Source organism: Mesorhizobium sp. WSM4846, assembly GCF_055811415.1.
This window is the reverse complement of the sequence record NZ_JBVVPZ010000039.1, coordinates 19,134-37,299: the sequence shown is the minus strand read 5'-3', so window position 1 is coordinate 37,299 and position 18,166 is coordinate 19,134. Positions and strand designations below refer to the sequence as shown.

The 18,166-nt window shown below is 63.4% G+C and carries 20 protein-coding genes; 11 read left to right on the top strand and 9 right to left on the bottom strand.

Going from position 1 to position 18,166, the window contains the following annotated elements; translation table 11 throughout:
- Positions 1-162: 162 nt before the first annotated feature.
- From purB to AC0L15_RS25770, 3 genes are read right to left on the bottom strand one after another with little or no spacing between them, the layout of a single operon-like run.
- Positions 163-1,470 (bottom strand): adenylosuccinate lyase, encoded by a 1,308-nt coding sequence (purB, locus tag AC0L15_RS25780; protein WP_287247465.1) that lies wholly within the window; start codon positions 1,468-1,470, stop codon positions 163-165.
- 59 nt (positions 1,471-1,529) lie between these two features.
- Entirely contained in the window at positions 1,530-2,048 is a 519-nt protein-coding gene (locus AC0L15_RS25775) for a hypothetical protein (RefSeq protein ID WP_287247463.1), read from the bottom strand.
- Positions 2,045-2,770, bottom strand: coding sequence for a DUF2259 domain-containing protein (locus AC0L15_RS25770; RefSeq protein ID WP_287061909.1), 726 nt, complete (start codon positions 2,768-2,770; stop codon positions 2,045-2,047). The genes AC0L15_RS25775 and AC0L15_RS25770 overlap by 4 nt, the downstream gene beginning before the upstream one ends.
- Before the next feature lie 140 nt (positions 2,771-2,910).
- Here AC0L15_RS25770 and AC0L15_RS25765 point away from each other — a divergent pair, with 140 nt between their 5' ends.
- Positions 2,911-3,165, top strand: coding sequence for a DUF2171 domain-containing protein (locus AC0L15_RS25765; protein ID WP_023798236.1), 255 nt, complete (start codon positions 2,911-2,913; stop codon positions 3,163-3,165).
- Positions 3,166-3,188: 23 nt separating this feature from the next.
- Here AC0L15_RS25765 and AC0L15_RS25760 read toward each other — a convergent pair whose 3' ends face one another.
- Together AC0L15_RS25760 and AC0L15_RS25755 are read right to left on the bottom strand one after the other, a co-directional pair.
- The gene (locus tag AC0L15_RS25760; RefSeq protein WP_287247699.1) at positions 3,189-4,190 is read right to left on the bottom strand and encodes a P1 family peptidase; all 1,002 of its coding nucleotides are present in this window, start codon (positions 4,188-4,190) and stop codon (positions 3,189-3,191) included.
- Positions 4,190-5,275: a branched-chain amino acid ABC transporter substrate-binding protein gene (locus tag AC0L15_RS25755; RefSeq protein ID WP_287247461.1), complete on the bottom strand. Its 1,086-nt coding sequence runs from the start codon at positions 5,273-5,275 to the stop codon at positions 4,190-4,192. Before AC0L15_RS25755 ends, AC0L15_RS25760 begins: the two co-directional genes overlap by 1 nt.
- 191 nt (positions 5,276-5,466) lie before the next feature.
- On the opposite strand from AC0L15_RS25755, the gene AC0L15_RS25750 reads away from it, so the two are divergent.
- The 7 genes from AC0L15_RS25750 to AC0L15_RS25720 all read left to right on the top strand — a co-directional run bounded on the left by AC0L15_RS25750 (position 5,467) and on the right by AC0L15_RS25720 (position 11,950).
- Positions 5,467-5,961 (top strand): flavin reductase, encoded by a 495-nt coding sequence (locus AC0L15_RS25750; protein ID WP_023798233.1) that lies wholly within the window; start codon positions 5,467-5,469, stop codon positions 5,959-5,961.
- A 33-nt stretch (positions 5,962-5,994) separates the two neighbouring features.
- A complete protein-coding gene (locus AC0L15_RS25745) occupies positions 5,995-6,924 on the top strand; it encodes an AAA family ATPase (RefSeq protein WP_023798232.1) in 930 nt (309 codons plus the stop codon).
- A gap of 4 nt (positions 6,925-6,928) precedes the next feature.
- Complete coding sequence (locus tag AC0L15_RS25740) at positions 6,929-8,179, top strand: vWA domain-containing protein (protein WP_287247459.1); 1,251 nt, start codon at positions 6,929-6,931, stop codon at positions 8,177-8,179.
- Positions 8,180-8,207: 28 nt separating this feature from the next.
- The gene (locus tag AC0L15_RS25735) at positions 8,208-8,546 is read left to right on the top strand and encodes an XdhC family protein (RefSeq protein WP_287247458.1); all 339 of its coding nucleotides are present in this window, start codon (positions 8,208-8,210) and stop codon (positions 8,544-8,546) included.
- A 9-nt stretch (positions 8,547-8,555) separates the two neighbouring features.
- Positions 8,556-9,260: an XdhC family protein gene (locus tag AC0L15_RS25730; RefSeq protein WP_287247456.1), complete on the top strand. Its 705-nt coding sequence runs from the start codon at positions 8,556-8,558 to the stop codon at positions 9,258-9,260.
- Positions 9,257-10,879: an NTP transferase domain-containing protein gene (locus AC0L15_RS25725; RefSeq protein WP_473497526.1), complete on the top strand. Its 1,623-nt coding sequence runs from the start codon at positions 9,257-9,259 to the stop codon at positions 10,877-10,879. The genes AC0L15_RS25730 and AC0L15_RS25725 overlap by 4 nt, the downstream gene beginning before the upstream one ends.
- A gap of 219 nt (positions 10,880-11,098) precedes the next feature.
- Positions 11,099-11,950, top strand: a complete 852-nt coding sequence (locus tag AC0L15_RS25720) for an alpha/beta hydrolase (protein WP_287247452.1) — start codon at positions 11,099-11,101, stop codon at positions 11,948-11,950.
- On the opposite strand, the gene AC0L15_RS25715 is transcribed toward AC0L15_RS25720, so the two are convergent.
- Positions 11,947-12,996: a DUF1176 domain-containing protein gene (locus AC0L15_RS25715; RefSeq protein ID WP_287247450.1), complete on the bottom strand. Its 1,050-nt coding sequence runs from the start codon at positions 12,994-12,996 to the stop codon at positions 11,947-11,949. The two genes, AC0L15_RS25720 and AC0L15_RS25715, sit on opposite strands and share 4 nt — an antisense overlap.
- A 123-nt stretch (positions 12,997-13,119) precedes the next feature.
- On the opposite strand from AC0L15_RS25715, the gene AC0L15_RS25710 reads away from it, so the two are divergent.
- Entirely contained in the window at positions 13,120-13,626 is a 507-nt protein-coding gene (locus tag AC0L15_RS25710; protein WP_287247448.1) for a DUF1993 domain-containing protein, read from the top strand.
- A 44-nt stretch (positions 13,627-13,670) separates the two neighbouring features.
- Here AC0L15_RS25710 and AC0L15_RS25705 read toward each other — a convergent pair whose 3' ends face one another.
- Positions 13,671-13,835, bottom strand: coding sequence for a hypothetical protein (locus tag AC0L15_RS25705; RefSeq protein ID WP_023798224.1), 165 nt, complete (start codon positions 13,833-13,835; stop codon positions 13,671-13,673).
- Between the two features lie 244 nt (positions 13,836-14,079).
- On the opposite strand from AC0L15_RS25705, the gene AC0L15_RS25700 reads away from it, so the two are divergent.
- Positions 14,080-15,147, top strand: a complete 1,068-nt coding sequence (locus tag AC0L15_RS25700) for an aldo/keto reductase (protein WP_287247447.1) — start codon at positions 14,080-14,082, stop codon at positions 15,145-15,147.
- Between the two features lie 60 nt (positions 15,148-15,207).
- Entirely contained in the window at positions 15,208-16,473 is a 1,266-nt protein-coding gene (locus AC0L15_RS25695) for a cysteine desulfurase-like protein (protein WP_287247446.1), read from the top strand.
- Between the two features lie 15 nt (positions 16,474-16,488).
- On the opposite strand, the gene AC0L15_RS25690 is transcribed toward AC0L15_RS25695, so the two are convergent.
- Positions 16,489-17,520 (bottom strand): histone deacetylase family protein, encoded by a 1,032-nt coding sequence (locus tag AC0L15_RS25690; RefSeq protein ID WP_287247445.1) that lies wholly within the window; start codon positions 17,518-17,520, stop codon positions 16,489-16,491.
- 9 nt (positions 17,521-17,529) lie between these two features.
- Positions 17,530-18,054, bottom strand: a complete 525-nt coding sequence (locus AC0L15_RS25685) for a GNAT family N-acetyltransferase (protein WP_473497523.1) — start codon at positions 18,052-18,054, stop codon at positions 17,530-17,532.
- Positions 18,055-18,166: the final 112 nt, after the last annotated feature.

The following is an 18,166-nucleotide window of genomic DNA, read 5'->3' as shown; positions in this document are numbered from 1 at the left end:
GACGGTGCGACGAGGTCGATGCCGTCTTACCTCCCCTTGTTGTGGGAGAAGGTGGCCGCCCACGGGTCTTGCCTCCGGCAAGCCCGAGGACAGGCTCCGCGGTCGGATGGGGGGTGCTCCAGCTTGGAACCGCCGGCCAGAACCGGTCAAGTCCGCGTGGCCTCACGCTTCTCCGAACACCCGCTTGAAGATCGTGTCGACATGCTTGGTGTGATAGCCAAGGTCGAATTTTTCACGAATCTCGGCTTCGGGCAAGGCTGCGGTGACCCCCTTGTCGGCCAAAAGTTCCTCAAGGAAATCAGCGCCTTGCTCCCATACTTTCATGGCGTTTCGCTGCACCAGCCGGTAGGCGTCCTCACGGCTGACGCCGGCCTGCGTCAGCGCCAGCAGCACACGCTGCGAATGCACGAGGCCGCGGAACTTGTTCATGTTCTTCAGCATGTTGTCGGGATAGACGAGCAATCTGTCGATGACACTGGTCAGCCGCGACAGCGCGAAATCGAGCGTAACAGCCGCATCCGGGCCGATCATGCGCTCGACCGACGAATGCGAAATGTCGCGCTCGTGCCAGAGCGCCACGTTCTCCATCGCCGGCAGCGCGAACGAACGCACCATGCGCGCAAGCCCGGTGAGGTTTTCGGTCAGCACCGGGTTACGCTTGTGCGGCATCGCTGACGAGCCCTTTTGCCCGGGCGAAAAATACTCTTCGGCCTCCAGCACCTCGGTGCGCTGCAGATGGCGGATTTCTGTCGCCAGCCGTTCGATCGACGAGGCGATGACAGCGAGCGTCGCAAAGAACATCGCATGGCGGTCGCGCGGGATCACCTGCGTCGACACCGGCTCCGGCTTCAATCCGAGTTGCTTCGCCACATGCTCTTCGACATAGGGATCGATATTGGCGAAGGTGCCGACTGCACCTGATATGGCGCATGTCGCAATATCCTCGCGCGCGTGCACCAGCCGCTCGCGGCAGCGCGAGAATTCGGCATAGGCCTGCGCCAGCTTGACGCCGAAGGTGGTCGGCTCGGCATGGATGCCGTGGCTGCGACCGATGGTGACGGTGTCCTTGTGTTCGAAGGCGCGGCGCTTGAGCGCCGCAAGCAGGCCGTCGATGTCGGCCAGAAGGATGTCGCTGGCGCGGGTGAGCTGCACGGCAAAGCAGGTGTCGAGAACGTCCGAGGAGGTCATGCCCTGATGAATGAAGCGGGCGTCCGGCCCGACGAATTCGCTGAGGTGGGTGAGGAAGGCGATGACGTCGTGCTTGGTGACGCGCTCGATCTCGTCGATCGCCTCGACGTCGAACTTGGCGGCCCCGCCTTTTTCCCAAATGGTTTTGGCGGCCTCCTTCGGGATCACGCCGAGCTCGGCCAGCGCGTCGCAAGCGTAGGCCTCGATCTCGAACCAGATGCGGAACCGGGTTTCGGGCGACCAGATGGCGACCATTTCCGGCCGGGAGTAGCGAGGGATCATCGGTCAGTCCTGACTTGCGAGGGCGTTCGCCCGCGTCGTAACAGAGGCGGACAAAATGCTCAACGCTGCTGCCGCGCAAACCAGATGCTGGCGAGAGCAAGCGCGATGAAACCGAGCGGAAAATAAAGCCGGATGCCCAGCACGATGAATTGATAGAACGCCGTTGCCATGGTGTGCACGAACTGGATGGACCAGCCAATGGTCAGTGCAGGTTCATGCCACTGGGCATAGTAGGAACGGTATTGCAGCGCAAAGAGCCCACCGGTGAAGCCGATCGTGGTGGCAAGAAGGCAGACAAACGCGGCCGCCAAGGCTACTTGCCAATGCCGCCCGAGCGAGACGAGCCGCGCCAGGAACAGGCCAACCGGAAAGGCGAGCGCACCGCCCGCCGCATAGAGCAACGAGACGAAGCGGATATTTGCCGGGGTCACCCAGTCGTCCAGCAGCAGATTGACAAGTGCGCTGGCGGCCATCGCTGCGGCCCACAGCAGGGCGCCGCAAACTGCGGCGGACGGCGACGGCAAGGCCTTGCGGATGCGATTCAGGACGCCGTTGCGCATGGCGGGGAGCGACGTCACAGCCGGCCGGTCACCGCGATCCAGCGATAGTCGGGCCCTTCGAAGCCGTACCGGCGCACCGCGATCAGCACGGCATAGGCGCTGAGGCCCTGCATGGAAAATGTCTGCACCGCGCCGATCCGATAGCCGTTCGGGCAGCCTCTGCTTTTGGGTATCGACTTGTCCTCGTGCAGGAGTTCAGTCTTGCCGCCGTCTTTCGCCTCGATGCGCATCAGGCGAAAGCCGTTGATCTCGCCAAGGTTTTGGCAGGTTTCGGTATCGTTCATGCCGATCTCGTCGAGCCGGAACTCGAGCGGATCATCGACCGGCGAAAAGATCGGCCGCGGGTTGACCACCATGCGGAACGGATCGGCCGAAAGCTCGGTCACCGGATTGGAGCCGGCGGTGATGCCGCGATTCGCGGTCAATTCCGCCTGTTTGATGACAGCTTCGCCTTTCTGCCGGGCTGCAAGGCGCGCCGCGTCGAGCGTTGCGTTCTCGTCGTCAAGCCGCACCCTGATCGGTGTGCCCTTGAGAAAGCTGTCGTCGGCGGTGTTGATGTAATAGCGATTGGCATAGGGAAACCCCGACCCGTCCTGGACGCCATATTCCTCGAAGGCGAAGGCGCCGCCATCCCCGGTGAAGCCGAGGATCTCAAGCTCGGCAACATCGCCGGCATGCGCGGCGAGCGAGGTTGCAAACTGGGCGAGGAGGGACACAACAAGCAGGACGAGAATTCGCATCGGATTTCCGTTTGAGCAGCCAGCGTTGTTTCGATCACTATCACTCATCGTCAAAACGTCGTGCCCTCTGAGACGCAACCCGATGCATCCAATCGTGCCGTCATTTGTTTAAGTTGGCAGCTTGAAATGGAGAACCCACAATGACCGATGCAGCCAGCATTCGCGAACATATGGAAGTGATCGGCGCCGACGGCGTCCATGTCGGCACTGTCGACAAAGTCGAGGGACAACGAATCAAGCTGACCAAGCGCGACAGCGGCGAGGGCGCCCACAGGGGGCATCACCACTTCATTCCGCTCAGCCTCGTAGCCGAAGTCGAGGGCCAGAAAGTCCGGCTGTCGGCAAATTCGGATGTCGCGGTCACGTTCGAGGAGGAAAAATCCGACCCCACCTGATGACGGGTCACGGCAGCCCGCATTCAGCGCGACGACCAGACCGGAAACAGGTCGCCATCGGCGGGCGTCGCGGCAAAGACGCCGCGGCTGATGGCGCGCGCCATGGTGGCGCCGGCCGCGGCGTAAAGCTCGATGGCGTCGTTGGGGGCGAGCTCGATGCCGCTCTTGCCGGTCGCCAGCGCGAAAACCAGATCGCCGTCGGCCGGCGTATGTGTCGGCCAAATGGCGCGCACGAAGCCGTCATGCGCTGATATCGCCAGGCGTTTTGCGGCGGCCTTGGTGAGAAGGGCGTCCGTGGCGATGACGGCGATGGTCGTGTTGCCTCCGACATGCTTGTCGCGAAACTTCAGCAGGATCCTTTTCGCGTCCGCCGGCATCGGCGCGGGATAACCGAGCCCGCCGAACTCGTCGCCGATCTCGAAGGGCGCTGCCCAGAAGTGCCTGCTTCGGGCGATCGTCACCGAGCCGGTCGGATTGACGGCGGCGAGTGCGCCGATGGTGACGCCGCTGTCGAGCATCGTCGAGGCCGATCCGAGGCCGCCCTTGAGGCCGGAACTCAGGGCACCGGTTCCCGCGCCGACCGTGCCGAGCGGAAAATCGATGCCGACTGCCTGTGCCGCCTCATAGCCGAGATCGCGGTAGGGCGGATAGCGGCCCCAGTCCTTGTCGCCGCCGTTGCGCAGGTCGAACAGGATCGCCGCCGGCACGATCGGCACGCGAAAGCCGCCGACCTCCACGCCGATGCCGTTTTCGCGCAGTGCCGCGTGTACGCCGGAGGCGGCATCGAGGCCGTAAGCCGAGCCACCCGAAAGCACCACGGCATGGATCGCCTCGATCGAATTGTGCGGATCGAGCAGGTCGGTCTCGCGGGTGCCTGGCGCACCGCCCAGGATCTGGACACCGGCCACCGCCGGTTCGTCGCAGACGATGGTGGTCACCCCGGACTTCAGCCTCACATCGGAAGCGTTGCCGACGCGCAGGCCGGCGACATCGGTGATGAGATTGCGCGGCCCTGTCCGAAACATCATTTGGCCTCCGCCGGCACGAAATGTGCGCCGTTGAAACGGAAGACCCGATAGAGGTTCTCGGTCAAGTCGCCCTTGCCGTCAAAGCGGATGGGCCCGATCGCGGAGCTGAAGTCATGCGCGGTAAGCGCCTCGGCCAATGGCTTGCCGGAGGTTTCCGCCAGCGCCGTCGCCGCTTCGGCGATCTCGACCGCCGCAAAGGCCGGCAGCGTGTAGCCGTCCGGCACGATCTTTTGTGCGGCAAAGCTTTCGAGCACCCTGGAGTCGGCCACATCGGCCCATTCGGGCGGCGCAATCATCAGCGTGCCCGTGGCATAAGGCACGTCGCCGGGCGGAGTGCGCAGCGCTTCGCCGCCGGCAAAAATGATGCCGGCATCGAGTTGGCCGGCGTCGCGGCCTATGATGGCGATGTCTTCGCCGTCGCCGCCGGCGAAGACATGCGTTGCACCGGCCTTCCTCAGCCGCCCGATCAGCCCGATCTGGTTGTCGAGCTGCGGCCTGAATGTGTCGACGAACACCGGTTTCAGCGCCGCCTGCTCGGCTGCCGCCCGAAGCGTCTCGGCGATTTCGCGGCCGTAAATCGTGCCGTCGTCGATGATGGCGAACAGCTCGTTCTGCCATTGGCGGGTGAGATTGAAGGCGACGGCGTTGCGCTCGTCATCGCCGCGCGGCCCGAGCCGAAAGATCGGCCAGCCGGTCTTGGCGCGCCGGTCGGTCAGGCTTTCGGTGCGCACGCCAACGGTGATGACCGGTATGTCGGCGTCCTTCAGGATCGGCAGTGCCGCCTCGATCGCCTCGGTGCAGAGGAAGCCGACGACCACGCCGACTTTCGACGCAACGAATTTCCTCGCCGCGGCAGCCCCGCCATCGGCCGTGCAGGCGTCGTCGACAACCTTGAGTTGAGCACCGTTCGCCGCTGCCGCCAGGCCGGCGCCCGCCTCGATCTGCTTGCCGAGGGTCGCCGACGGCCCGGACAGTGGTGCTGCGACGCCGACCAGCAGCATCTCAGCGTTCGCATCACCGGCGAGAGACAGCCAAGCCAGCACCGCTATTGTCGTTGTCGTGCCTATTGTCCGGGGTCGCATGCGAGCGAAGAATTCCTCCGCGCCGGTCGCGTGTTTGCCGGCGCCACTTCCTGCCAAGACCTAAAGGCTGGTCAGCTTTCACGCAACACGCGAAATTCAGGATGCATGTCAACCACTTCGCTTGTGGCATGCAATATGCCGCCATATATAACGGTTGGGTTCATCTCGCTTCAAACCAATGGAAATCGCCGGTGCTGAAGAAGAACGACATAGGGCCGCAGGCCTATCGCGACGCGATGGCCCATTTTGCCGGCCACGTCCATGTGGTCACCACCGATGGTTCCGCCGGCAGGCGGGGTGCGACTGTCATTGCAGCCTGTTCGGTGTCGGACACGCCGCCGACCATCCTGGTCTGCCTCAATCGCGAAAATCCCAAGAACGAGCCGTTCGTGAAGAATGGCAGGTTCGCCTTGAACGCGCTGGCTTCGGACCAGGAGGCGCTGTCGGTCGGCTTTTCCGGCCTCACCGGCCTGCCCGTCGAGGAACGCTTCGCGCTCGGCGAGTGGGATATGATCTCGACCGGCGCGCCGACACTGAAGGGCGCGCTTGCCGTGTTCGACTGCGAACTGATCGATACCAAGGATCTGGCCACCCACCGTGTGCTTTTTGGCAAGGTGACAGGCCTGCGTATCGGCGATAATTTGCGGCCGCTGATCTATCACGACCGCGGCTATCACGCTCTGTAGAGGCTCTGGATGGGCCGCACGCACGGAGAGAGAATGACCGGGTTGAAACCACGCCCTACGCCGCGGACGATCGATGAGACGCTCGATCTCCTGACCGGCGCGGACTATGTGGCGGACCGGTCGCTGGCGACCGTGCTGTTCTTGTCGCTGCGCATGAAACGGCCGCTGTTCCTCGAGGGCGAGGCCGGCGTCGGCAAGACCGAGATCGCCAAGGTGCTGGCGCAAGCGCTCGGGCGCCGGCTGATCCGCCTGCAATGCTATGAAGGCCTTGATGTCTCTTCGGCCGTCTACGAGTGGAATTACGCCGCGCAGATGATCGAGATCCGCATGGAGGAGGCGGCCGGCAAGGTTGACCGCTCCGACATGGAGCGCAACGTCTTTTCCGAAAAATACCTGATCCGCCGCCCGGTGCTCGACGCGCTGACCGGCAAGGCGGGCGCCGCCCCGGTCTTCCTGATCGACGAGCTCGACCGCACCGATGAGGCCTTCGAGGCGTTCCTGCTCGAAATCCTCTCCGACTTCCAGGTCACGGTGCCCGAGCTCGGCACGATCAAGGCGGAGGAGCCGCCGATCGTCATCATCACCACCAACCGCACCAGAGAGATCCACGACGCGCTGAAGCGGCGCTGCCTCTATCACTGGGTCGACTATCCGAATGCCGAGCGCGAGCTGGAAATCGTGCGCCGGAAAGTGCCGCAGGCCAACAGCCGGCTGTCGGCCGAGGTGGTTTCGTTCATCCAGAAGCTGCGCCAGATCGAACTGTTCAAGGTGCCGGGTGTGGCCGAGACCATCGACTGGGCCGGCGCGCTGACCGAACTCGACAAGGTGGCGCTCGATCCGGAAACCGTTTCCGACACGATCGGCGTGCTGCTGAAATACCAGGACGACATTGCCCGTATCGAGCAGGGCGAAAGCCGGCGCATCCTCAACGAGGTCAAGGCCGAGCTTTCGGCGGCGGAGTAGGGCGATGGCAACGCCGCATCCCGAACCGAAAGAGGCCACGCCGGACGGGCGGATCGCCGATAACATCGTCTATTTCGCCCGCACCTTGCGCAAGGCCGGCATGCGGGTCGGCCCGGCCTCGGTCAAGGAGGCCATCGAGGCGGTGCTGGCCGCCGGCATCGGTTCCCGCGACGATTTCTACTGGACGCTGCATGCCGTGCTGGTATCGCGGCACGAGGACCACCCCACCTTTGACGAAACCTTCCGGCTGTTCTGGAAATCGCACGAGCTGATCGAAAAGATGCTAGCGATGTTTTCGCCGGTTGCGCCGAACAATCGCGAGAAGCAAAAGCCGCGAGCTGCGGAAAACCGCGTCAGCCAGGCGATGTTCGAGGGCCACCAGAAGAACCAGCCGGTGCAGGAAATCCCCGAGATCGAGGTCGACGCCCGCTTCACATTTTCCGGCAACGAGGTGCTGAGGGGCAAGGATTTTGCCCAGATGAACGCCGCCGAGATGATCGACGCCAAGAAGGCGATCGCCGCGTTGCGGCTGCCCTTCGACATGGTCAGGACACGCCGCTTCAAGTCCAATGCGCATGGTCGCCGTATCGATCCGCGCGCCATGATGCGTTCCTCTGCGCGCACCGGCGGCGAATTGATCCTGCCGAAATTCCGTTCAGCCCGCGAGGTTCACCCGCCGCTGGTCGTGCTTGCCGATATTTCCGGTTCGATGAGCCAGTACACGCGCATCTTCCTGCATTTCCTGCATGCGCTGACCGAAAAGCGCCGGCGCGTGCACGCCTTCGTTTTCGGCACCAGGCTGACAAATCTGACGCGGCAGATGCGCCATCGCGATCCGGACGCAGCACTCGCCGACTGTTCGGCGGCGGTGATGGACTGGTCGGGCGGCACCCGCATCGGCGATACGATGGGCGAATTCAACCGGCTGTGGTCGCGGCGTGTGCTGGGGCAGGGTGCGGTGGTTCTCCTGATCACCGACGGGCTGGAGCGCGACGACGTTGCCGGCCTGTCGGAGGAAATGGAGCGCCTGCGCAAATCCTGCCGGCGGCTGATCTGGCTGAACCCGCTGCTGCGCTTCGACGGCTTCGAGGCGCGCGCCCGCGGCGTCAAGGCGATGCTGCCGCATGTCGATGAATTTCGCTCGGTGCACAATCTCGATGCGCTCGCCGACCTGTGCGCGTCGCTGGACAAGACTTCGGCGCGCTCCGTCGATCCACGCCGGTGGATTGAGGGTGGCGCGAGAAGCGCCGCATAGCCATATGTTTTCTCCGGGAGAAACGGTGATGGAAAACAGCATTTATCTCGATGAGGCGCGCGATCCGCTGATCATAGCTGAGGGTTGGATGAATGACGGCACGGACGTCGCCATTGCCACCGTGGTCGAGACCTGGGGCTCGGCGCCGCGCCCGGTCGGAAGCCACCTTGTCATCGACGCGGACGGCAATTTCCACGGTTCCGTCTCTGGCGGCTGCGTCGAAGGCGCAGTGGTCACCGAGGCGATCGACGTCATCGACTCAGGCAAGGCGAAGATGTTGGAGTTCGGCGTCGCCGACGAAACCGCCTGGCAGGTCGGCCTATCCTGCGGTGGTCGCATCAAGGTCTATGTCGAGCGATTGGGTTAGGCTAGCACTATGGATCCCTACGCGCTGAAAACGCTGAACGCCGAACGCCGCGCCCGCCGCGCGGTGATCCTGGTCACCGATCTCGGCGATGGCCGCGATCGCATCGTGAGGGAGGGCGATCAGGTCGCCGGCGAATTGGGCGCTGCGATCGCCAAGGCGTTTCGATCAGGCAGTTCCGGGTCGGTCGAGGCGGAAGGGCAAACCTTCTTCCTCAACGCCTATCTGCCGCAGCCGCGCCTGGTGGTGATCGGCGCAGTCCATATCAGCCAGGCACTGGCGCCGATGGCCAGGATCGCCGGCTACCCCGTGGAGATTGTCGATCCGCGCACGGCCTTTGCCACCGCAGACCGCTTTCCCGATGTCGCGCTGCATGCCGAATGGCCGGAGGATATCCTGAAGCGCCAGCCGCTCGACAGCTTTACGGCGCTGGCCGCCGTCACCCATGATCCGAAGATCGACGATTTCGCGCTGAAGGCGGCGCTCGACGCCAACTGCTTCTATGTCGGTGCGCTTGGCAGCCGCAAGACCCATGCGAAGCGGGTTGAGCGCCTGCTGGCATTGGGCGCGACCGCCGACCAGATCGCCCGCATCCACGCGCCGATCGGTCTCGACATCGGTGCGGCGAGCCCGGCCGAAATAGCTGTGGCGGTGTTGGCGCAAGCGATCCAGGCGTTTCGTTCGCGCGGCCTCGAATCCAAGGACGCGGTGGCGTGAAGTTTGGGCCAATCCCCGTAGATACGGCCGAAGGCGCAGTGCTGGCGCATGCCACCACGGCCGGAGAACGGCGCTTGCGCAAGGCACACAGGCTGAGCGCCGAGGATGTGTCTTTGCTCAAGGCAGCAGGGATTTCGGAGATTGTCGCGGCTGTTCTTGCTCCCGATGATTTGAGCGAGGACGCTGCCGCCGAAAAGATCGCCGAAAGCATGATCCATCGCAATGTCGAGGCGAGGCCCGCCGCGACCGGCCGGGTTAATCTGCACGCCCGGGCGGCCGGTATCTTCACGGTCGATGCCGCGATGATCAACGCCATCAACGCCGTCGATCCGACCATCACCATCGCCACGCTGGCGCAGCACGCACCGGTCGAAAATGGCCAGATGGTCGCAACCGTGAAGATCATTCCCTTCGCCGTTGCTTCCGCCCTGGTCGATGCGGTGGCAAGGATCTGCGCCAGCCGCGAGATCTTTGCGGTCAATGCCTATCAGCCGGTGCGTGTCGGCGTCATCCAGACGGTTCTGCCCGGCATCAAGCCGAGTGTGCTCGACAAGACGTTGCGGGTCACCGAAGCCCGTCTGGCGCGCTCGGGTGGCCGGCTGACGACCGAGCGCCGAACGCCGCACGACGCTGGCGCCGTTGCGGAGGCTGCGGGCTCGCTAGCGCGTGACAACGATATTGTGGTGATCTTCGGCGCATCGGCGATGAGCGATTTTGGCGACGTCATCCCGGCAGCGATCGAGAAGGCCGGCGGCACCGTCACTCGCGCCGGCATGCCGGTCGATCCCGGAAATCTCCTGGTGCTCGGCGCGCTTGCCGGCAAGCGCGTCATCGGCGCGCCGGGCTGCGCCCGCAGCCCCAAGGAGAACGGCTTCGACTGGGTTCTCGACAGGTTGATCGCCGGTCTCGACGTGACGGCCAAGGATATTGCCGGCATGGGTGTCGGCGGTCTGTTGATGGAAATCCCGACCCGGCCACAGCCGCGCGAGCCGCTGCCGGCGCCAAAGTCTGAGAGTGCCGAGTTGAAGGTCGATATCGTGCTGCTGGCCGCCGGCCGCTCCAGCCGCATGGGCGGCCCGAACAAGCTGCTGGCACTGTTCGACGGCCAGCCGCTGGTGCGCCGTAGCGCCGAGCGCGCGCTCGGCTCCAAAGCTTCGGGCACCGTCGTCGTCACCGGCCATCAGCGCGAGCGTGTACGCGCCGCGTTGTCGGGACTGGATGTGACTTTCGCCGATAATCCGGATTTCGCCGAGGGCCTGTCTTCATCGCTGAAGGCCGGCATCGCGCGGGTCAGCTGCGATGCTGCCGGGGCCATGATCGTGCTTGGCGACATGCCTGGCATCGCGTCAGCCGACCTCGACAGGCTGATCGATGCATTCCGCAAATTCGAGGGCCGATCGGTCGTGCGCGCCTCGCATGAGGGAAAGCGAGGCAACCCTGTGTTGCTGCCGCGTTCGCTGTTTGCGGCGATCGCTCATCTGGAAGGCGATACCGGCGCGCGCCATCTGGTCGAGGCCGAGGGGCTCGATGTCATCGATGTCGAGATCGGCAGGGCAGCGTCCATCGATGTCGACACCCCCGAGGCGCTGGAAGGCGCCGGCGGCGTGCTGCAGGATTGACAAACCGAGGCCGAAAAACGCATGCCTATTCGTACCGTCCTACCCCCCTCTGGCCTGCCGGCCATCTCCCCCTCAAGGGGGGAGATTAGCAGTTTCGCCGACGGTGCACATTCAACACCCTTGGAGAATGGCGAAAGCCGAAGTGGCTTACAATCTCCCCCCTTGAGGGGGAGATGGCCGGCAGGCCAGAGGGGGGTATTCGTAAATCTCTACGCCCTTTTGACTGCAACGTTTGTTTTTTGTGCCGCCGCCCATGCCGACGCTTTCGAACTAAAGTCCTTCAAGGACGATCTGTTCGCCTATCCGGCCATCCTCTCGTCCGAGGGCGCCTATATAGTCGTCGACTATCGCGAGCTGCGCGATATCAACGCCCGCGACCAAGTGCCGGAGCTTCGCGCGCAGGCGCAGTATGTCGACACCGGTGTGCGCAAGGTGCAGCAGGATCTGCTGCTGAAGACCGACGCCGGCAATATCCGCCACGTCGCCGTCGGTCGCACGCAAGGCGCCGGCATCATCGTGCTCTATCTCCACGGGCAGGGCGGCAGCCGCAAGCAGGGCGTCGACGATTTCACCTTCGGTGGCAATTTCAACCGCATCAAGAACCTGCTGGCCGGCAATGGCGGCCTCTATCTGTCACCGGACTTTTCCGATTTCGGCGACACAGGTGCGGCCCAGATCGCCGCGCTGATCGGCCACTATGCCGAACGGTCGCCGGGCGCGAAGATCTTCGTCGCCTGCGGCTCGATGGGCGGCGCATTGTGCTGGAAGCTGGCCGCCCGCAAGGATACTGCCGGCCGCATCGGCGGGCTACTGCTGCTCGGTTCGCTGTGGGATGAAAGTTTCCTCTCGAGCCCGGCCTTCAAGCGCCGTGTTCCGGTCTTCTTTGGCCAGGGCAGCAAGGATCCGGTGTTTCCAGTCGGGAAACAGGAAGCCTTCTTCCGTTCGATCCTGGCCAAATCGAGGACCTATCCGGCCCGCTTTGTCCGCTTCGAGACCGGCACGCACGGCACGCCGATCCGCATGACCGACTGGCGCGGCGCGCTCAACTGGATGCTGTCGGAGGCCCCTTAAGGCGGTGTGTTGTAGTCCACGACCGTCTGCGGGTTGATCTTACCGTCGTACGAGGCGTCGACATCGTACTGCACCAGCGAGAAATTGCCGTTGCGAAACAGATACGTGCCGGCCGACGCGGCATCGCCGAGGCCGCGCCACTTGTTGAGCGACGAGATCGTCTTGGTGGCGTTGTCATACTCGGAATTGACCAGCTGGTCGTCGGTCTGGAAGCCGGTGACGTTGATCGCCTCGACCTTGCCTTCGCTATCGTTGTTCTCATAGTGGATATCGAGTTCCGGCGAGGCGAACTGCAGCTGCCGGACGCCTGACACATCGTCGTGGACATAGTAGACGGCACTCTCATTGTAGGCAGCCATCGAGCAGAAGAAGCGAAACAGCCGCGTCTCGCGTTCGGGCTGATCGGCCTCGGCGCCGGCATCCTTGTAGCGCAGGGAGTAGGCGTCCGGCTCTGCCAAGGGCTCGCCGCCAGGCATTTCCTTGTCGCACTGGTCGCCATAAGTGGCCGCAAACGCCTTCTTGGCCTGCTCCAGCGCCGCATCCTTCTTCGGCGGCGGCGGTGCGTCGCCGCAGCTTGCCGGCACGGCGTCCTCGAATTCGGCCTTGGACGGTTTCAGCGCGCCCTTGTCGATGAAGATCGGGCGGAATGGCGGTTCCTGGATCGAGGCGTTGACCTGGCGCAGGGTGTAGCAGCCGGCAAAGACATTTTCGCTGCCGTCCTTGGCTGTCGCCCGGATGGCGACCGGAACATTGTAATAGATGCTGCCGGCCGCACCGTCTTCGGACACGCCACCGGTTTTGACCTCGACCCTTTCGGTGCCGTCATAGCCCTTGACGAAGGCGTCGAGATCCTGGACCGGCTTGGTTTCGCCGAAATAGTCCCAGGCGCGCGCGAATTCTTGCCGGTTGATGGCGCTGTAGAACGAGCGGATGACCGCTTCGGCGTCCGACCTGTCGTCGACATAAGGCGCTTCGGCGGCGAGCACCGGTTGGCCTGTCACGGCAAGGGAGAAAAAAGCGGTCGCTGCAAAAAGGGCGCATCTCATCGGGAATCTCCACCGGATGGGAAATCCTATCATAGCGATTGCGGCGACGTGGTGACGCTTGAAGAATCGCCTGCGCAGGCGTAGGTGCCGCCGTCGGCGTTCCCGCCGGAATAGGAGATTCACGTGACCATATCGATGTACGAAGCGTCCGTGCCGGTGTTTTCGGCCAGGTTGAAGGCGCTATCCAACGTGCTGAACATCGCCGAGCAGAATGCGCTCGATCGCAAAATCGATCCGCAGGTATTTTTGGCGTCGAGCCTGGCGCCGGACATGTATGCGTTGACCAGGCAGGTGCAGATCGCCACCGACCACGCCAAGGGCGCGCCGTCGCGGCTTGCCGGTCGCGAGGTGCCGAACTACGAAGACAACGAGGCGAGCTTTGCCGATCTCCAGGCGCGCATCGCCAAGACCGTCGACCTTCTGGCGACATTCGCGGCTGCCGATATGGACGGCTCCGATGACAGAATGATCGAGCTGAAGCTTGGCCAGCGCGAATTCTCGATGGCCGGCATGCAGTATCTGCTGCATCTCGCCATGCCCAATTTCTATTTCCACGTGACCACGGCGTACGACATCCTGCGCCACAATGGTGTGCCGCTGAGCAAGGCGATTTTCATGGGTTCACGTTGAAGAATTGGCGAGGAGATATCCCGGTCGAGCCGGGATATCCGTGACTAACGTGAGGACATTTCGCGGGCGACGCGCGGAAAATCGGCTGGTTTGATGCCGATGTCGGCCCGGTCGGCATTGCTCATCGAATGAAGCAGCGCCAGAGCGGCGCGGTAGCGCAGATGTTCCTGCGGGCGCGGACGGGCGAACATTTCAGTGAGGAAACCCATGATTGAAGCCCCTGGTTGGTCCTCCCCGAATCCCAATATAGGCAAATCGTGACAATTGTGCAGTGCAGCATTTGCATGGCAGCCATGCCTCACTGATCTTTGACTGCGCCGAGCGCCCCGCTTCGGCCCGTCGGAAAAGTCGCTGGCAACTGGCCGGAGGGTTGGAGACAGCCGGTGCATTCCTGTATGCTGCGGCTTCCTTCCTGCGCAGCCGCGCAAAAGAGTTCCCGCCGGAGAAATTACCATGCAAAAACGCCGCCTTGGTCGGACCGATCTTCTTGTTTCCCAGATTTGCCTGGGATCGATGACCTGGGGCCAGCAGAACACCCAAGCGGATGGCCACGCCCAGATGGATTTGGCATTTTCGCGCGGCGTCAACTTCATCGACACCGCCGAGCTCTACCCGATCCCGCCCAAGGCGGAGACGCAAGGCTGGACCGAGAAGATAATCGGCAGCTGGATGAAAGCAAAGGGCAACCGCGATCAAGTGATCATCGCCTCGAAGGTGGTTGGCCGCACCGCCAACACATGGTTTCGCGGCAACCGCCCGTCGAAGCTGGTGCGCGCCGACATCTTCGATGCCGTCGAAAAATCGCTGACCAGGCTCAACACCGATTATCTCGACCTTTACCAGATCCATTGGCCGGAACGGGACGTGCCATGGGGCGCCAATCCGAACCGCGTCGGCGCCGTGCCGCTGCGGGCAGACTCCGCCGGTGCACCGGGCGGCGAGACGCCGATTCCCGAGACGCTCGCCGTCTTCGACGAATTGGTGAAGGCCGGAAAAATCCGCCATTTCGGCCTGTCGAACGAGAGTTCGTGGGGCGTCATGCGGTTCGTCGGCGAAGCCGACAAAGGCGTCGGCCCGCGCCTGGCGTCGCTGCAAAACGCCTATAATTTCGTCAACCGCGGCTTCGAGGTGAACCTTGCGGAGGTCTGCGAGCGCGAACAGGTTTCCCTGCTCGCCTATTCGCCGCTGGCGCAAGGCTACCTGACCGGCAAATACGATCATGGCGCGCGGCCGCAAGGCTCGCGTTCTCAGCTTTTCAACCGTGGCCAGCGCTACGAGACGCCCAATGCCGCGGAGGCGCAGCTCCAGTATAACGAACTGGCGCGCTCTTTCGGCATGGAGCCGGCATTGTTTGCCAACGCTTATGTCACGAGCCGGCCCTTCGTCACTTCGAGCATCATCGGCGCGACGACCCTTCCGCAGCTCGAAATGGCGCTGTCTTCCGCTGATGTCGTCTGGACCGAGGATATGCAGAAGGCGGTCGATGCAATCCACCAGCGTGTCGGCAACCCGTGTCCGTGAGCTGCTTTCCGGCTCTGTAGGTGTGATTGCCAAACGATTTCAGTAGGGAAGGGGGAAAAAGTGAATTTTCCGATTGAGGTCGTGCGCGAGAAATTTCCGGCACTGTCGCTGACCGACAAGGGCCGTCGCCGCTTCTATCTCGACAACCCTGCCGGCACGCAGGTGCCGCAGGCGGTCGCAGACGCGGTGTCACGTTGCCTGCTGACAACAAACGCCAATCTCGGCGGCTTCTTCGAAACCACGATCGCGGCGCAACAGATCGTCGATGACGCCCATGCGGCGATGGCCGATTTCCTCGGTGCTGCAAGCCCGCAGGAAATCATCATCGGCGCCAATATGACGACGCTGACTTACCACATGTCGCGCACCCTCGGCCGCACGATGAAACCCGGTGACGAGATCATCCTCACCCGTATGGACCACGAGGGCAACGTTTCGCCGTGGCTGCAGCTCGCCGAAGATCTTGGCCTTGTCGTGCGCTGGCTGGCTTTCGATGAGCAGAGCTGGCAGATCGAGGAGGCGGCGCTTGCTGCGCTGCTCACCGACAGGACGCGGCTTGTCGCCTTGAACTACGCCAGCAATCTGACCGGCTCGATCAACCGGGTGAAGGCGCTGACCCGCATCGCCAGGCAGGCCGGCGCGCTGGTCTATGTCGACGCCGTGCAGTTCGCGCCGCACGGCCTGATCGACGTCAGGGATCTCGGCTGCGATTTCCTGGCCTGCTCGGCCTATAAATTCTTCGGGCCGCACATGGGCATAGTGTGGGGCCGGCTGGATGTCATCGACGCGCTGAAACCCTACAAATGCCGCTGTTCGTCCAATGCTCTGCCGGAGCGGTTCGAGCTCGGCACGCCGCAGATCGAGCTGATGGCCGGACTGACAGCCGCGGTCGATTATTTTGCGGACTTGGGCGCCGCCGCCGGTAAGGATGGTTCGCGACGTGCTAGGATAGTCAAGGCGTTTGAAATTTCAATTGCTTACGAGAACAGGCTGACGCAAAAGCTGATCGACGGCCTGTCGGCCGTTTCGGGCCTGACCATCCACGGCATCACCGATCCGGCGCGTGTCGGCGAGCGCGTGCCGACGGTCTCGTTCACTGTCGACGGCATCGTGCCGGAGACGATCGTGCGGCAGATGAATGCGGAAAACATCTTCCTGTGGTCCGGCCACAACTATGCCTGGGAGATCGTGCACCAGCTTGGCATTCCGGCCGAGCACGGTGTCGTGCGCATCGGCATCGCCCATTACAATACGGCGGCCGAGATCGATGAGACGCTGGAGAGCGTGCATCGCGTTATCGCGATGTTGCGACAGGAGCGATCCTGAGGCATCCGGCTGATATTAGCGTTTCTTGCCGCCGCTGAACCCGGTGAGGAAGGCAGTAAGATTGTCGCCGAGTTCGTCGCAGAGATAGCCGCCTTCCTGGACGATGACCGTCGGCAGGCCACAACCGGCGATGGCTTCGCCGATGCGCGAGAAGCCTGGCGTCGTTACCGTCAGTCCGCCGAACGGATCGCCCTCGAAGGCGTCGAGGCCGAGCGCCACGACAAGCGCTTCCGGCGCAAAGGCGCGGATGCGCTGGAACGCCATGTCGAGTGCTTCCAGGAACGCGGCATCGCCGGATTTGCGCGCCAGCGGCAGGTTAAGATTGTAGCCGAGACCAGGCCCTTCGCCGCGTTCGTCGGCATGACCCCAGAAGAACGGATAGAAGCGCACCGGATCGGCATGCAGCGAGACGGTGAGCACGTCCGGCCGCGCGTAGAAAATGCCTTGCGTGCCGTTGCCGTGATGCAGGTCGACGTCGAGGATCGCCACCCGCGCAACATCCTTGCGCAGCGTCTGTGCCGCGACCGCCGAATTGTTGATGAAGCAGAAGCCGCCGGCGACGTCGGCAAAAGCGTGATGGCCGGGCGGACGGCACAGCGCATAGGCAGCCGGCGCGCCCGCCATCACGCCCTCGGCGGCTTCAACCGCGCTCCAGGCGCTCCACAGCGCGCTCCGCCAGGTCTCGCCGGAGATCGGGCAAGCGGTATCGGCCATGTGGTAGCCGGCCTGGCCGACCGCCGAGGCCGGATAAGAGCCGCCCCGCGCGATCGGATGGATGTTGGGGATCACCTCGGCCGAAGCGCCTTCGATGCGCTGCCAGCGCGCGAAGATGTGCTCGAGAAAATCGAGATATTCGGGCGTATGCACAGCGGCAACCGGACCAAGCCCGTGATCTCTCGGCCGTTCGATCGTGCAGCCGGCAGCCTCGGCGCCGGCGAGCAGCCGTTCGACGCGCTCCGGCTTTTCCGGATTGGGCTTTTGGGCGCCGCTGGAGAGGAACGCCTTGGGATCGTGGCGCTTTTGCTCGTCGGCATAAAAGGCTTTCATCTTGGCTCCTCATTCCTCTGGTGCATCGGCGAAGGCAAAGAACGCGTCGCCGACGATTTTTTGCACCTGCTCGTAGCTCGACCAGGCAATGCCCAGCCTTTCATAAAGGGCCTTGGCGGTTTCATTGTCGCTATCGACGGACAGTCTGAGATAGGCGCCACCGTCATTCCGGCATTCTCGGGCGACACGCCGCAGCAGGCGTTCGCCGATCCTGCGGCCGCGAAACCGATCTTCGACATAGAGGTCCTGCACATAGACGCCGGGCCGCCCCATCCACGTCGAGAAGATCGGGAAATGCAGGCACAGGCCGGCAAACTCGCCGTCGACTTCGGCGATCAGCGTCGAGAAGGCAGGGTTTTCGCCAAAGCCATAGCTGCGGAGGTCTTCGGCCGTAGAGGTGATTTCCTGGTGTGCGCCGGTATGCGCGCCAAGCCGCAGGATCGCGGCATGGATGGTTTCGACGTCCTCGATGGTGCCGGGTCGGATGATGATTTTGGTAAATCGACAGTCACCGGAGGTTCGGCGCCCAGGCACCCCCCTCTGTCCTGCCGGACATCTCCCCCGCAAGGGGGGAGATTGGTAGCGTCAATCTACCCACACATCCTGCAACGTTCGCGATTGGCGAAAGCGGCAGCGACATCTGATC

Excerpts from the sequence above, each read along its gene's own strand:
- AC0L15_RS25700 (WP_287247447.1), top strand. The coding sequence starts at position 14,080 with ATGCAAAAACGCCGCCTTGGTCGGACCGATCTTCTTGTTTCCCAGATT.
- AC0L15_RS25760 (WP_287247699.1), bottom strand. The coding sequence starts at position 4,190 with ATGTTTCGGACAGGGCCGCGCAATCTCATCACCGATGTCGCCGGCCTG.
- AC0L15_RS25745 (WP_023798232.1), top strand. The coding sequence starts at position 5,995 with ATGACCGGGTTGAAACCACGCCCTACGCCGCGGACGATCGATGAGACG.
- purB (WP_287247465.1), bottom strand. The coding sequence starts at position 1,470 with ATGATCCCTCGCTACTCCCGGCCGGAAATGGTCGCCATCTGGTCGCCC.
- AC0L15_RS25730 (WP_287247456.1), top strand. The coding sequence starts at position 8,556 with ATGGATCCCTACGCGCTGAAAACGCTGAACGCCGAACGCCGCGCCCGC.
- AC0L15_RS25770 (WP_287061909.1), bottom strand. The coding sequence starts at position 2,770 with ATGCGAATTCTCGTCCTGCTTGTTGTGTCCCTCCTCGCCCAGTTTGCA.
- AC0L15_RS25765 (WP_023798236.1), top strand. The coding sequence starts at position 2,911 with ATGACCGATGCAGCCAGCATTCGCGAACATATGGAAGTGATCGGCGCC.
- AC0L15_RS25690 (WP_287247445.1), bottom strand. The coding sequence starts at position 17,520 with ATGAAAGCCTTTTATGCCGACGAGCAAAAGCGCCACGATCCCAAGGCG.
- AC0L15_RS25735 (WP_287247458.1), top strand. The coding sequence starts at position 8,208 with ATGGAAAACAGCATTTATCTCGATGAGGCGCGCGATCCGCTGATCATA.
- AC0L15_RS25715 (WP_287247450.1), bottom strand. The coding sequence starts at position 12,996 with ATGAGATGCGCCCTTTTTGCAGCGACCGCTTTTTTCTCCCTTGCCGTG.
- AC0L15_RS25755 (WP_287247461.1), bottom strand. The coding sequence starts at position 5,275 with ATGCGACCCCGGACAATAGGCACGACAACGACAATAGCGGTGCTGGCT.
- AC0L15_RS25740 (WP_287247459.1), top strand. The coding sequence starts at position 6,929 with ATGGCAACGCCGCATCCCGAACCGAAAGAGGCCACGCCGGACGGGCGG.
- AC0L15_RS25705 (WP_023798224.1), bottom strand. The coding sequence starts at position 13,835 with ATGGGTTTCCTCACTGAAATGTTCGCCCGTCCGCGCCCGCAGGAACAT.